This is a genomic window from Streptomyces sp. NBC_01618, from assembly GCF_045209435.1.
Lineage (GTDB): Bacteria > Actinomycetota > Actinomycetes > Streptomycetales > Streptomycetaceae > Streptomyces.
In genome coordinates, this window is the sequence record NZ_CP109297.1 from 3274411 (window position 1) to 3287400 (window position 12990).

Consider the following 12990-nt stretch of genomic DNA (forward strand, 5'->3'; position numbering starts at 1 on the left):
GTGGCCACGGCTCGACTCCGTTCCTGCGCCGACGGCCCAGCGGTGCCGGGCCGCCCCGGGGCGACGAGCAGGGCGAGCGGGAGGATCCCAGCGGACGCAGTCAGGGGGTGGGTGCGGGGCAGCCGTGCCGCTTGCCCGAGGCGGTGGCGTACGACTCCAGAATCCGCTTCAGCGCTGCGGGGTCACTCGCTCCATCCGTTCCGACGGCGCCGTCCGCCGCCTTGCCCTTGGGGAGCACGAGCTTGAAGTAGGCGGTCCCGATGGCGCCCCCGCATTCGAGGGTGCGGGTGTAGGCGCCCTTCACGGTGCCCGGGTACTTGTTGTCGAGATGCTTCTCCTCCTCCGCCGACGGCCCGTAGTAGCCGGTCATGCTGAACAGGTCCAACTCGCCCCGGCTCATCCCGCATTGTTCCGTCAGCGCACGTCCTGCGGGCTTCTCGGTGACGTCGGTGACGCGCAACCGAGCAGCTTCACGCCCGGTCATCACGCCGCCGCACGTGCCCGCCGCCCGGCCGACGGGCCGCGTCGCCCACTCCGCACGGTCGACACTCCCCGGACGTTCACCGAGCGCGCCCTCGCACCCGGCGCGGCCGGCTGCGCGACGCGCCGTCTCCGTTGCGACCCGTGCCACTTGGAGCACCTGCCGGGCGGAGAGATCCTCCGACTTCTCGCTCGTCTCGGCCGTGACGAGCAGACCGGCGCCCGCCATCGACTTGCAGTCGACCAGCACAGCGGCTCCCGGCGAATACCCGCTCACGAAGGACCCGGTCCAACCGTGACCGATCGGCGTCGCCGACTCGTCCGCGGCAGACCCGCTCGACCGGTAGGCCGCCCGCGGCCATACCCGGAGCTTGAGGACCGGCCCACCGTCATGCCCCTCGGCCCAGACCGAGCACCACTGGGCGTCGTACCCGCCCCAGTCAGCGGTATGACCGCGCGCCTTCAGCCTGGCACCGCCGAAGAACTGCCGCGCCTCCTCCACCGCGAGGGAGCCCTGGCACCGGTCTCCGAGGTCTTCACCGTCACCCCCCTTGGACGAGACGGTCCAGACCAGCCCACCGGCAACCAGCACGAGGAGCAGCCCCCCGACGCACAAGGACAGTCTCAGCCGCGTCATTCGTTCCCCCCGGATGCGGTTGCATCAGTGATACGCCCACAGCGGTCGTACGGGCCCTGCGCCCACCACGGCGCACCGGCCGTCGGCGCGCCTCGCAGGCGCGATTCCGCTTCGGATGATCTCCCCTGTACAGCCTACGAGTTATAGCCTATGAGTTCGAAAGGGTGACCACTCGATCACCGCGAAACGCGAGGTCTACGGCATCTCGCACACCGTCGGAGGCCAGGAGCGGCGACGCCGCGCCGACGTGCTCGGCTCGGACGGTTGCCCGGATCAGGCGTGGGGGACGACGGCGACAGGGCAGCGCGCGTGATGAATGGCGGCCTGGACCACGGCGCCCAGGTGTGGTGCCGGCGCGGGGCGGTGCTTGCGGCGGCCGACAACCAGCAGCGTGGCGTCATGGGCGGCCCGTACGACAGCCCTGGCGGGGCTTTCGAGAGCGATGGTGACACTCACCTCCACACGCGGGAACTTGTCACGCCAGGGGCGGAGGATCTGCTCGAGGTGCTTCCGTGCGTCCTGGGTGATTTCCTCCGTCACGTCGTGATCCACACCCCACGGCACATATGCGCTCAGCGGCAGACTCTGGCCATGGACGGCTCGAAGAGGCACCCCCCGCGCCGCGGCGGTGCCGAAGGCGAATGCGAGCAGGTCGTCGTAGGAGCCGTGCAGTTTCAGTGCCACCACGACGCCGCCTTCCCCCGCTGGAGCGGGTTGGGGCCCCCGTTCGCTCGTTTCGGCGCGCACCAGAACCACCGGCCCCTCGGCCCGCGCCACGACGGGCATGCTGATGTCTCCGAGAAAATAGCTCTCGACAGGCAGCAGCCCGCGCGAACCGAGCACGGTCATCTCGGATTCCGCTGCCGCCAGCAGCAGCGCGTTCTGGGCGTCGTCGGCGACCAGGTTGCCGACGACGGAAAGACCCGGGTGGCGCGCCTGGAGCTCGGCCCGCGCCTTGTGCACGATCCGCCTTGCCCAGTAGTTCTGGTCCATCTCCGCAGGAACGCGGGTCGGTTCCGGTACCAGCAGCGGCCATGCGTGCAGCAGACGCAGCGTGAGCTTGCGCCGCTCTGCTTCGTCAGCGGCCCACCGGGCAGCGGTAAGGCTCTCGGGTGAGCCGTCGAGGCCCACGGTGACGACTGGCTCCATGACGACCGTCTCCGTCTCGTAACCGGTGGAAGGACGGCGAGCGAGACCGCCTGTCCGGCCTGTCGTCCCTGCGCCGTGCGCCGTGCGCCGTGCGCCGTGCTTCCATGCCGCCGCGCCGAGCACGGCTTCCTCCTACTCGAGAAGTACCGCAGATCTCCCGGTACCGCATGCGGGCCCCGAGGTGGCGGGGCCACGCAAGTCTCACGTGCCGGTGCGGGAACTCGAGGTGTCGTCGGTCCGATAGGTGATGTGCTCGGCGACGGAGACCACACCGTCAACGCTCCGGCACAGCCGTTCGATGATGGGGATCAGGCTCTTGAACTCGACGGATCCGCCGAGGACGACCTGCCCCTGGCGTACCTCGACCGTCACCTCCGAGGGGGCCAGCCCCATCGTCCCCTGCAGTACTTCCCGGGTGATCTCCTCATGGACGGCATCGTCACGGCGCAGGAAGATCCGCAGCAGGTCGCTACGGCTGACGATGCCCAGCAACCTGTCCGTCTCGTCCACGACGGGCAGCCGTTTGACGTTCTGCACTTCCATGAGGCGGGCCGCCTCGACCACGGTCCACTCCGGACGCGCACACACCGCGGGAGCCGACATCAGTTCCTCCGCCCTGGCCCCTTCGGCCTTGGCCCGCTCCCACGCCTCCAGATACGGAATCGGCGTCAGGCCGGACGGATCGGCCTGGTCGGAGGACTTGCGCAGCAGGTCGGCCTCGGACACCACGCCCATGGGACGGTCCAGTTCGTCGACCACCGGTACCGCTGTGACATCGTTCTCCGCCAACAGCTTGACGATCTCTTTGAACGGCAGATCACGCCGCGCCCGGACGACATCCCGGGTCATGAGCTCTGCGACCGATCGGTGGTGCATGCGGCTTCTCCTTTCGGGATGTGACGGCTGGTAATGGTCAGGTGCCGAGAAGACGCGTGGCACGTCGGGTACAGCAACATGATGAGGAAGCGGCAGAGATCATGCGAGCTCACGTCGGCGATCAACTCGTTCCGGGCCCGCGGTGCTGGTTGCCGCCCCGGCTCCTGGCTGGCCCACGAGGCGCGGGAGGCCCACAGTGGGAGGGGAGACCGGGGCAGTGCGGCACGAACGCGCGGGGTCGGGCAGCAGTCCCGGAAGGGATGACACGACGGGGAGGAAAGCGCCGTCCATGTCCAGTGCCACGAGCACCGACCTCTACGAGGTCACGATGGCTCAGTCGTATCTGAGCGAGGGCATGACCCGTTCGGCGACGTTCAGCCTGTTCGTGCGCGATCTGCCGCCGGACCGGGGCTTTCTTGTCTGTGCCGGGCTGGATTCGGTCCTCGACCGCCGCTCCGCCCACCGCGTGGACGCGGATGACGTCGCCGTCTCGGCATGCTGGAGGGCGTCGTGAGCCGCAGCGACCTGCTGAAGGTGTTCCTGCGCCCGGACGAGGAGATCGACGAGGAGATCCGGTCCTCCGTCGTCGCGGAACTTCCTCCAGCCGAGCGTCCGGAGTTCTCCGTACTGGACGGTGTCGTCACCCTGAAGGGACCTCTCCGGAACCGTTCCCTGGTGCCACTGCTGGCTCGGGCCATCCGCGCGGTCGAAGGCGTCGTGGACGTACGCATTTCATGGTTCCCCCCAAGGGCGACTGAAGGATCAGCTCTCGCGCCGACACCGCGGGCCCCGGGTGGAGAGGGCCGCTCAGGGCCGCCCGGGGGCCCAATGGTCCCTGTTCGGGGGAACCTGCCGCGCCCGGGCGCCCGACCCTGGTCCGACCGGCCCCGGCCCCGGCCCGTTCGGCCCTCCTCGCCTCGGTGGGGCCCGGCGGATCGTGGTTGCTGAACCACCTGCGGCACCAGGCCCGTGCGAAGCGCTGTGAGATGGCAGGAGGTGCCTCCATGAAGCACATCAAAGTGGGAGACCTGATGACCGACGAGGTCGTGTCGGTCGTCCCGCTCACCTCCTTCAAAGAGGTCGCGAAGCTGCTCGCCCAGTACGACATCAGTGGACTGCCCGTGCTCGACGACGAGGACCGGGTGGTCGGCGTCGTCTCCGAGAGCGACCTGGTGGGCCGGCAGGCGGCCGGGTACCCGGTCACGGGCGACGCTGCCGACGCCGCCACCGGGACCACGGTCTCGAACGGAGCGGAATTCACCGCTGCCGAGGTCATGTCGACGCCGGCGGTGACGGTCCGCGCAGAGGAGAACGCGCCGGCGGCCGCCCGGCTGATGACACGCCGAGGCGTGGAAAGGCTCCCGGTCGTGGACGACGAGGACAGGCTCGTCGGCATCGTCACGCGCCGGGATCTGCTGCGCCTCTTTCTGCGGCCCGACGCCGAGATACGACGACGCGTCGTCCAGGACGTACTCACGGACACCATGGACCTCGGAGCCGACATGGTCACCGCCCATGTGGTGGACGGTGTCGTCACGCTGGAAGGCCGTCTGAGGAAGCGGACCCAGATCGCGATCCTGACCCGTCTTGCCGAACAGCTCGACGGGGTGGTCGCGGTCGTGAACCACGTCACCGCACACGAGGACGGCCCCGTAGCCGCTTCCCCACGTGCCGCGCGCGGACTGCCCGCGGAGCTATGAGAGCGCGCTGCGGCCGTCGTCGTCACGTGCGCCGGAATACGTCGCCCCGCACATGGCCACCAGGTGGACGGGCCCGGAACGAAAGGGAGATCCGACCATGACGCACCGCACTGTCGCCGAGGTCATGACCCGTGACGTGGCCACGGCCAGCCCCGAAGCGTCGCTCAAGACAGTCGCCTGGAGCCTCGCCTACAACAACGTCTCGGCCCTGCCCGTCGTGGACATCCGCCATCGCCCCATCGGCATCGTCTCCGAAGCCGACCTGCTCCGCAGACAGGCCGGTCTGCCGGACGCGGCGGGGCGCGACCAGTTGCGCGAGCCGACAGCTGTGGACCGCCGCGCCATGGACGCGCGTACCGCCGGTGATCTGATGTCCGCCCCCGTACTGACGGCCCGGCCCGAGTGGGGCATCGTCGAGACAGCCCGCTTCCTCGACGAGCGGGGCGTCAAACGCCTGCCGGTGATCGATGACACCGGCGTACTCGTAGGCATCGTCAGCCGCTCGGACCTGCTGCGTCCCATGCTCCGCAGGGACGACGCCATACACGACGAGATCGTCGACGAGGTACTGGGCCGAACCCTTCGGATGACGCCGGGAGGTGTGACAGTAACCGTTCAGGAAGGGGTGGTCTCCCTGAGTGGAGGGGTCGAGCGGCGCTCCGCCATCCCGGTGATCGAGCTCCTGTGCCTTTCCGTGGACGGCGTCGTCAGCGTCGACCAATCTCTCGCCTACGCCGTGGACGACCTGTCACCGGAACTCGATCCGGCACAGGGCAGCAGCGAACGATGAGCACGTACGCCGGGGAACTGCACGTACGCCGAGGGACGGAAAGAGCCTCATCCACTTCTCGCGGATCCCGATCGTGCGGTGCGCGGCCGTCGGTCGCTCCTCCGCATCCTCACAATGACTCTTCCCGTCATCCTCATGAAAGCACCGTCCGTGCCGGGCCGACAGGGCCGACCGGTCCCCGGTGGCCCCCGGCCGGTGCTGCCGCCGGGAACGACGACACCGAAGTGCCCGTCTGAAGGAGAGGGACAATGAGGCATCGCAGCGTCGCCGACCTCATGACACCCGCGGTCGTCAGCGTCCAGCGCGGCACCACCTTCAAGGAGATCGCCCGGGTCCTCGACGAGTTCGGCGTCACCGCCGTGCCCGTCGTCGACGAGAACGGGTGTCTCGTGGGCGTCGTTTCGGAAGCCGACCTGCTCCGCAGGCGCGGCTACGGGAGCGGCACGAACACCGCCGTCGAACTCATGAGCCACCCGGTGATCACCGCGTCGCCCGAGTGGAGCGTCGTCCGTGCCGCCCGCGTCATGGAGAAGCACAAGGTCAAGAGGCTCCCCGTCGTCGACAGCGAGGGCCGGCTGGTCGGAGTCCTGAGCCGCAGCGACCTCCTGCAGCTCTTCCTGCGCAGGGACCGCGCAATCCAGGAGGAGATCCTCGAAGACGTCCTGACGCACACGCTGCGGCTCAGTCCCTCGTCGTTGACCGTCGAGGTCGCGGACGGCGTCGTGACCCTCAGCGGCACCGTCAGCCGGCACAGCCTCGTCCCGGTCGTCCTGCGTCTGTGCCGGAGCGTCGACGGAGTCATCGACGTGACCGATCGGCTCGGCTACGAGCGGGACGACCTACCGGTCGACGACGCACGACCGGGCGCCCCACGCTAGGAGGGGAGCACGGCGCATCGGCACGCACACCCGTTCATGACCCGAGAGGCCGTCACCGTCCCGCGAGCGCCGCCCCCGGACGTACGGCGGAGACCGAACCAGCGCCCCCCCGAGCCGGAGCCCGTCCCAGGGAGACGATCGTGCCGGTGGTCGCCTGCGCCGTGCTGCTCAGTGTCTTCGCACACGGCATCACCTCCGCGCCTCTCACCCGACGCTGCAAAGCCGCGTCAGCCCTCACGGCCGCGCCCCAGGCCGGCCCGGCCGTGAACGAACTGCCCGTCCGGGGAATGACGGCAGGCATCGCCGACAGTCACCGGCGCGGCAGGCACGACGGGCCCGCATGACCGCCCCGGGAAGCTCGGCGCGCAGCGTGTCCCCGGGCGCGCCGGTCATCACTGGCAGTAGCCGAGATCCCTCCTCCGGAGCAGTCCGACACCGCACGGATCCGGCGTCTGCAGCAAGCTGATAACGCCTGCCGCGCGCAGGCGGCCCCAGGCCACCGCCGACCCGCCCGGAGTGGGCAGCGAGGCAGGCCCGACGCGCACTGGAGGAGAAGTTGGTCACGAGGCGGCGTGTCATACAGGCAGCGGTCGGCGGAGCGTTCGCCGTCCTGCCGGCGGCTACCGCGGCTCCGCGTCTCCTGGCGCCGGCCGGTAAAAGCCTTCTCGATCCCGGGAAAACAGACAAGTACGTCACGCCGCTCGTCGTCCCGTCCGCCATGCCGCGGACCGACGGCTCCGTCGGTGGCCCCATCGACCATTACGTGATCGGAGTACGGCAGTTCCAGCAGCAGGTGCTGCCCCCCGGCCTGCCGGTGACGACCGTGTGGGGGTACGGCTCCACACAGCATCCGCTCAGCTTCCACTACCCCGCGTTCACCATCGAGGCGCGCTCCGAAACGCCCGTGCGGGTGAGGTGGAAGAACCAACTGCACGACCGCACAGGGCGTTACCTGCCCCACCTGCTACCGGTCGACCCCACACTGCACTGGGCGAACCCTGCGGGCGGAATATCGGACCGGGACACACGCCCCGCATTCCGCACGACCCCCGGACCGTATACGGGCCCGGTACCGATCGTGACGCATCTGCACGGCGGGCGGAACACGGAGGAGAGTGATGGCTACACCGAAGCCTGGTACCTTCCCGGCGCACTCGACCTTCCCGCAGGATTCGCTCAAGTCGGCTCGTTCTACGATGAGTTCAGGGACAAGTTCGAGAACCGGTTCGACGATGCCTGGGGCCGGGGAGACGCCGTGTTCCAGTACGCCAACGAGGAGAGAGCCTCGACCTTCTGGTTCCACGATCACACCCTGGGTCTCACGCGGCTGAACGTCTACGCCGGACTGGCGGGTTTCTACCTCCTGCGGGGCGGCCCCGCAGACCTTCCGGACGGCGTACTGCCCGGCCCGGCGCCCCGGCCCGGCGATCCGCCCGGTCGGAAGTACTACGAGATCCCTCTGGTGGTACAGGACCGCTCGTTCCACACCGACGGCAGCCTTTCCTATCCGGCCGGACGCGCTGCCTTCGACGGATTCAAGGGCCCCTACGTTCCGGTCAGTGACATCTCGCCGATCTGGAACCCCGAGTTCTTCGGCAACACGATGGTCACCAACGGGCGGACCTGGCCGGTCCTTCGAGTCGAACCCCGCCGCTACCGGTTCAGGCTCCTCAACGGATGCAACTCGCGATATCTGATCCTGAAGATCGCGACCCGTGCACTCGCGCCCAGACCCGTGCGGGCGGCCCTCCCGTTCTGGCAGATCGGCAACGAGGGAGGGTTCCTGCCCGCGCCCGTACAGCGCGACGAGGTGCTCATCGCACCCGCCGAACGCGCCGACGTGATCGTCGACTTCACCGCGGTCCCGATCGGGAGCGAGCTGTATCTCGTCAACGAGGGCCCCGATAAGGCGTTCCAGGGCGGGAAGGCGGGTACGGACTTCTCCCCGGCGGACCCGGCCACCACCGGGCAGGTCATGAAGTTCGTGGTCGAAGCGCTCACCGCGCCTGACACGAGCGTGCCGCCCTCCCAGCTGTCGCTGCCGACGATCAAGCCATTGGGAAAGGCGAGCCGCATCCGACAACTTTCCCTCAGCGAGCAGAACTCCGCGACGCTGCCACACGTCGGCCCCCGGCAGATGATGGTCGGCACCCTGGATCGAGCCGGCAACGCCGTGCCCATGCACTGGGACGACCCCGTCACGGAGAATCCGGCCCTTGGAGCGACCGAGATCTGGGAGATTCACAATCTCACGGCGGACGCGCACCCGATCCATATCCACGAGGTTCAGTTCCAGATCCTCGACCGTCGACAGGCCGGCCGTGCCGCCCGGCCGCCGGAGCCGTGGGAGAGAGGGTTCAAGGACACCGCGGTCGCCTACCCCGGTGCTGTTACGAGACTGAAGGCGACGTTCGACCGGGCGGGCCGGTACGTCTGGCACTGTCACATGCTCGAACACGAAGACAACGAGATGATGCGGCCCTACCAGGTCGGATGACGGCGCGACCTCGGCCACGAGGGCTTCTCGTCCGGATTCGTGCCGGCCTCATCTGCCGGCAGCCCGGCGTCCCGGTCACGGGCACACCACTCGCGCCCGCCCGGCTCATCGCCGAACGGCGCGTCAAGCGCCTCCCGGTCGTCGACACCGATGGCCGCCTCAAGGGCATCGTCAGCCGCGCCGATCTCCTCAAGATCTTCCTGCGTTCCGACGACGACCTCGCCGCCGAAATACGCCACGAGGTCGTCGACCGGCTGTTCCCCGCCTCGCACCGAAACGTGAAGGTCGGCGTCACCCGCGGTGTGGCCACACTCACCGGTCGCGTCCACGACGCCACCGTCATTCCCGTCGCCGCCCGCCTCACCCAGTAGGTGGAAGGCATCGTCGGCGTGGACTGCCGGCTCGAAGGCCCGGCATCCGCCTAGCCGGCCAGGACCTGTCCGGCCGGACCCCGAAGGTCCGACATCCGTCCGACATCCGCCTCCAGGGGGACCGGATGTGCCCCTGCCGAGGAGCCGTCCGGGTCCGGGCAAGGGACGAACGGCCCATATGTACAGGGCGGCGCCCCGCCTCATGCTGAAGCCATCGACCATTCCCGAGTCCCCGGGAGACCTACGATGCTCACGAGAGCGCTCGACGACACCACACTGGCCGACCTCGTCGCCGATGCCACCGCCGCCCCGTCGATGCACAACGCCCAGCCCTGGCAGTTCCGCTACACACGCGCCGGCCGCACCCTCACGCTCCGGGCAGACTTCGAGCGCGCCATGCCGGAGGCCGACCCCGCCACCCGCGCACTGCACGTGGGCTGCGGCGCGGCCCTGCTGAACCTGCGGGTGTCCGCCGCCCACCACGGCCTGGAGGCGGTCACCGCGCTGCTGCCCGAACCTTCGGACCCGGCCCTGCTGGCCACCGTCCGGTTCGGCATCGCCGACGAGGCCCCGCGAAAGCCCGCGGACGTAGCGCTCGCCGCCCTCCACCCCGCGATCCCGGACCGGCACACCAGCCGCTACCCGTTCGACGAACGGGTGGTCCCCGAAGACGTCCGCGCAGACCTCGCCGACGCGGCCCGTACCGAGGGCGCGGACTTCACGTTCCTGACCCCGATCCATCTGGAGACCGTGCTCGAACTGATCCGGGACGCCGAGGGATACGACCGCGGGGACCCGGCACGGGAGGCGGAGCAGGAGCACTGGACCCGGGACACGAAGACCGAGGCACCCGTGGACGGAATCCCCGACTACGCCTTCGGCCCCCGCGACGCCTCCGAGCGAGCCACCACCCGCGACTTCGCGGGAACCCGGGTCATCCCGGGCCGAGCCCGTGTCCTGTTCGAGAACCGGCCGCAACTGGCTCTGCTGAGCACCCCCGGCGACCACGCCGCGGACTGGCTGCGCGCCGGCCAGGCCCTGGAGCGCGTCCTGCTCACCGCCACGCTCCACCAGGTGTCCACGTCGTTCGCGACCCAACCCCTCGAATGGCCGGACCTGCGGTGGATCCTGCGCGACCCGGTCTTCGGCACGGGACAGCCGCAGATGATCATCCGTCTGGGATATGGACCGAGCGGGCCACGTACACCGCGACGCCCGCTGAACCAGGTGCTGACCATCGAACCGTAGAACCCCGGACCGCACGCCCGGTGAACCATGCGGTGTTGCACTGTGCGCCCTGCCCCGTCGCCAAGGGGCGCCCTCGACCAAGGGTGGGGAATCTCGATCAAGGGTGGGGAATGAGGACGACCGGGCAGTGCGCGTGGTGCAGGACAGCATGAGTCACATGGCCGAGCGGAGAGCCGACGGGGTGGGACCGCCGACGGGATCCGATGAGGATCGCGTCCGCGTCGGCGGTCGCCGCCACCAGGACCTCGGAGACGGAACCGGCCCGAACGACGTGCTCGGTCACCTTGAGGTCCGGGAACTCCTGGCGTACTGGCTCGACGAGCCGGGCAAATTCCGTGGCCTGATCCGCGGCAAGCCGGCCCACACCATCGAACATCGTCACCATGCTGCCGACGTTCTCAAGGAGGACCCAGACGCTGAGCACCCGCAGCGGAACGCCCTTTGCGGCTGGCTGCGGGCAGCCGCCTCGTCCGCCGCCCACCGCACGGCCCGCATCGCGTGGTCGCAACCGTCGGTGCCGACCACGACCGGTCCCGTCATGGTCACGCTTGATCGAGTGCTGCCCATGGTCTCTCCTCGCAGTTCCGTGTGCGAGGCAGAACGAACGAGCACCGGCTTACCACCGGTCCCGGGATTGCCCGGAATCTCGGCTTCCACGGGGCACTTCCGCAGCCATGGTCCGGTCCTCATTGTCCTGCGCAACCGCCCGTCCCCCGCACGCGGTGCATCGCGCGGCGTGCGGGCAGGAACGCGTACCACCATCCTGTACGGCAGGGGCTGAGCGGGTCGCGGGACCGGGCCGGTCGGCCCAAGCGCCGTGCCCCCCGGTGGCACACGATGGAGTGGCGGAAGGGCACGCAGAACAGTGACTGGCCCGGCTGCCGGACCGGACCCGGCCCCGGACCCCATGAAGGATGTGTGGAGCATGGTGCACGGAGAAAGCCACTCATCGGACAGCAAGCCGGACGCATTCCAGCCGGGAGACCTGGGCCGCCGGGTGGCGATGCGCCGCGAGCAGCTGGGGCTCAGCCGTGAGGAGGTGGCCGAGCGGGCCGGATCGGCGCCCGGATACGTCCAGTACGTCGAGGAACGGCAGGCCACACCTGGCATCGGGTTTCTGTTGCGGCTGGCCCAGGCACTGGAAACCACCGTGGCCGAGCTGACCGGCAGCACGACGGAGCTGCCGCCGGGCATCGGCCGCGCCGGCTATCACGCCGAATTGCTCGAACTCGGCCCGCAGGAGTGCCGTCGGCTGTTGTCCACCCACGGAGTGGGCCGAATCGGTGTGACGACGGACGACGGGCCGGCCATCCTGCCGGTCAACTACGTCGTCGACGGTGACCGGATCTCCTATCGCTGCGCTCCCGACACACTGCCCGCCACCGCAGCGGACCACCCGGTGGCCTTCGAGGTGGATCACATCGACGAAGCGCTGAGCCAGGGGTGGAGCGTACTTCTCGCCGGTACGGCGGCGAGAGTCACCGATCCCGAAGCCTCGCGCAGGCTGGACGAACTCGCCTACACCACTCCGTGGGCGGGCGGCCCACGGAATGTATGGATGACCATCACCCCCACCCGCATGACCGGGCGCCGCATTCGTGTGCTCGACAGCCACGCCGCGCCGACCGGCGGTGGACCCCGAGATCCCTCGACGTGACGCAGCGACCGGTCCACGGCAGGGCTCAGGCGCACGATGTCGCGGGTTCCGGCCAACCAGCCCACCGCCCCACGGCGTACCGGCCCGGCATGCATTTGCGTACGGCACCACGGGGCACGACCGAGCGCCCCTCCAAAAGCGCGCATATCGTTCAGGGCAGGCGGTCGGGTTGCACACCGTCGGCCAGGGACGGAGGTTCCATGTCAACGGCCAGGAGTCTGTTCGACGTGATCCCGCCCGAGAGCCGGGCCCGTTTGTTCGACGAGGCGGCCCGCGAAGTGCCGCTGGTCCTCGACGCACGGCTCTTCGAGGAAGGCCGAAGGGCCGACCGCTTCTGGGTCATCCGCTCCGGACAGGTCGAGGTCGACCTCCATGTGCCCGGGCGCCGTGCGGCGGTCATCGAGACGCTGGGACAGGACGATCTGCTGGGCTGGTCCTGGCTGTTCCCCCCGCGCGTCTGGCACCTGGGTGCGCACGTGATCCAGGCGGGACAGGCCGTGGAATTCGATGCCGGGGCCGTCCGCTCGCTGTGCGAGGCCGATGCGGTGCTGGGCCGGGCGGTCTACAAGTACGTCGCCGAGACGGTGGCGGAGCGACTGTACGGAACACGGAAAAGGCTGCTGCAGCTGTACGGTCCCCGGGCCGAGGCTCCCGAAGACTGAACGGTCCCGGGCATGGGACCGTTCGGCCCTGGTGAGTTCCTCCTG

14 protein-coding genes and 1 pseudogene are annotated in these 12990 nt (G+C 69.4%); 11 read left to right on the forward strand and 4 right to left on the reverse strand.

Annotated features, from left to right (window positions below; genetic code table 11):
* Positions 1 to 100: 100 nt before the first annotated feature.
* The 3 genes from OH735_RS15300 to OH735_RS15310 form a co-directional block, all read right to left on the reverse strand.
* A complete protein-coding gene (locus OH735_RS15300) occupies positions 101 to 1117 on the reverse strand; it encodes a hypothetical protein (protein ID WP_406382074.1) in 1017 nt (338 codons plus the stop codon).
* Between the two features lie 273 nt (positions 1118 to 1390).
* A complete protein-coding gene (locus OH735_RS15305; RefSeq protein ID WP_406386573.1) occupies positions 1391 to 2266 on the reverse strand; it encodes a universal stress protein in 876 nt (291 codons plus the stop codon).
* Positions 2267 to 2467: 201 nt separating this feature from the next.
* Positions 2468 to 3142, reverse strand: a complete 675-nt coding sequence (locus tag OH735_RS15310; RefSeq protein WP_406382075.1) for a CBS domain-containing protein — start codon at positions 3140 to 3142, stop codon at positions 2468 to 2470.
* 289 nt (positions 3143 to 3431) lie between these two features.
* On the opposite strand from OH735_RS15310, the pseudogene OH735_RS15315 reads away from it, so the two are divergent.
* The 9 genes and pseudogenes from OH735_RS15315 to OH735_RS15355 form a co-directional block, all read left to right on the forward strand.
* A pseudogene (locus OH735_RS15315) lies at positions 3432 to 3626 on the forward strand (nicotinate phosphoribosyltransferase); the annotation flags it as partial.
* Between the two features lie 11 nt (positions 3627 to 3637).
* Complete coding sequence (locus OH735_RS15320) at positions 3638 to 4090, forward strand: BON domain-containing protein (protein WP_406382076.1); 453 nt, start codon at positions 3638 to 3640, stop codon at positions 4088 to 4090.
* 56 nt (positions 4091 to 4146) lie between these two features.
* Positions 4147 to 4842, forward strand: coding sequence for a CBS domain-containing protein (locus OH735_RS15325; RefSeq protein ID WP_406382077.1), 696 nt, complete (start codon positions 4147 to 4149; stop codon positions 4840 to 4842).
* A 97-nt stretch (positions 4843 to 4939) separates the two neighbouring features.
* A complete protein-coding gene (locus OH735_RS15330; protein WP_406382078.1) occupies positions 4940 to 5632 on the forward strand; it encodes a CBS domain-containing protein in 693 nt (230 codons plus the stop codon).
* Between the two features lie 248 nt (positions 5633 to 5880).
* Positions 5881 to 6510, forward strand: coding sequence for a CBS domain-containing protein (locus tag OH735_RS15335; protein WP_406382079.1), 630 nt, complete (start codon positions 5881 to 5883; stop codon positions 6508 to 6510).
* Between the two features lie 140 nt (positions 6511 to 6650).
* Positions 6651 to 6854, forward strand: a complete 204-nt coding sequence (locus OH735_RS15340; RefSeq protein ID WP_406382081.1) for a hypothetical protein — start codon at positions 6651 to 6653, stop codon at positions 6852 to 6854.
* 374 nt (positions 6855 to 7228) lie between these two features.
* Complete coding sequence (locus OH735_RS15345; RefSeq protein WP_406382082.1) at positions 7229 to 9007, forward strand: multicopper oxidase family protein; 1779 nt, start codon at positions 7229 to 7231, stop codon at positions 9005 to 9007.
* Positions 9004 to 9378, forward strand: a complete 375-nt coding sequence (locus tag OH735_RS15350; protein WP_406382083.1) for a CBS domain-containing protein — start codon at positions 9004 to 9006, stop codon at positions 9376 to 9378. The genes OH735_RS15345 and OH735_RS15350 overlap by 4 nt, the downstream gene beginning before the upstream one ends.
* A 246-nt stretch (positions 9379 to 9624) precedes the next feature.
* Complete coding sequence (locus tag OH735_RS15355; RefSeq protein ID WP_406382085.1) at positions 9625 to 10626, forward strand: Acg family FMN-binding oxidoreductase; 1002 nt, start codon at positions 9625 to 9627, stop codon at positions 10624 to 10626.
* 97 nt (positions 10627 to 10723) lie between these two features.
* On the opposite strand, the gene OH735_RS15360 is transcribed toward OH735_RS15355, so the two are convergent.
* On the reverse strand, positions 10724 to 11107 hold the full coding sequence (locus OH735_RS15360) for a universal stress protein (RefSeq protein WP_406382086.1): 384 nt from the start codon (positions 11105 to 11107) through the stop codon (positions 10724 to 10726).
* A 444-nt stretch (positions 11108 to 11551) separates the two neighbouring features.
* Here OH735_RS15360 and OH735_RS15365 point away from each other — a divergent pair, with 444 nt between their 5' ends.
* Entirely contained in the window at positions 11552 to 12283 is a 732-nt protein-coding gene (locus OH735_RS15365) for a helix-turn-helix domain-containing protein (RefSeq protein ID WP_406382087.1), read from the forward strand.
* A gap of 200 nt (positions 12284 to 12483) precedes the next feature.
* Complete coding sequence (locus OH735_RS15370; protein ID WP_406382088.1) at positions 12484 to 12945, forward strand: cyclic nucleotide-binding domain-containing protein; 462 nt, start codon at positions 12484 to 12486, stop codon at positions 12943 to 12945.
* Positions 12946 to 12990 lie beyond the last annotated feature (45 nt).

What these genes read in the sequence shown, in the direction of transcription:
- OH735_RS15310 (WP_406382075.1), bottom strand. Translation starts at nt 3,142, where the DNA reads ATGCACCACCGATCGGTCGCAGAGCTCATGACCCGGGATGTCGTCCGG.
- OH735_RS15335 (WP_406382079.1), top strand. Translation starts at nt 5,881, where the DNA reads ATGAGGCATCGCAGCGTCGCCGACCTCATGACACCCGCGGTCGTCAGC.
- OH735_RS15330 (WP_406382078.1), top strand. Translation starts at nt 4,940, where the DNA reads ATGACGCACCGCACTGTCGCCGAGGTCATGACCCGTGACGTGGCCACG.
- OH735_RS15345 (WP_406382082.1), top strand. Translation starts at nt 7,229, where the DNA reads ATGCCGCGGACCGACGGCTCCGTCGGTGGCCCCATCGACCATTACGTG.
- OH735_RS15350 (WP_406382083.1), top strand. Translation starts at nt 9,004, where the DNA reads ATGACGGCGCGACCTCGGCCACGAGGGCTTCTCGTCCGGATTCGTGCC.
- OH735_RS15355 (WP_406382085.1), top strand. Translation starts at nt 9,625, where the DNA reads ATGCTCACGAGAGCGCTCGACGACACCACACTGGCCGACCTCGTCGCC.
- OH735_RS15365 (WP_406382087.1), top strand. Translation starts at nt 11,552, where the DNA reads ATGGTGCACGGAGAAAGCCACTCATCGGACAGCAAGCCGGACGCATTC.
- OH735_RS15305 (WP_406386573.1), bottom strand. Translation starts at nt 2,266, where the DNA reads ATGGAGCCAGTCGTCACCGTGGGCCTCGACGGCTCACCCGAGAGCCTT.
- OH735_RS15300 (WP_406382074.1), bottom strand. Translation starts at nt 1,117, where the DNA reads ATGACGCGGCTGAGACTGTCCTTGTGCGTCGGGGGGCTGCTCCTCGTG.
- OH735_RS15320 (WP_406382076.1), top strand. Translation starts at nt 3,638, where the DNA reads ATGCTGGAGGGCGTCGTGAGCCGCAGCGACCTGCTGAAGGTGTTCCTG.
- OH735_RS15370 (WP_406382088.1), top strand. Translation starts at nt 12,484, where the DNA reads ATGTCAACGGCCAGGAGTCTGTTCGACGTGATCCCGCCCGAGAGCCGG.
- OH735_RS15325 (WP_406382077.1), top strand. Translation starts at nt 4,147, where the DNA reads ATGAAGCACATCAAAGTGGGAGACCTGATGACCGACGAGGTCGTGTCG.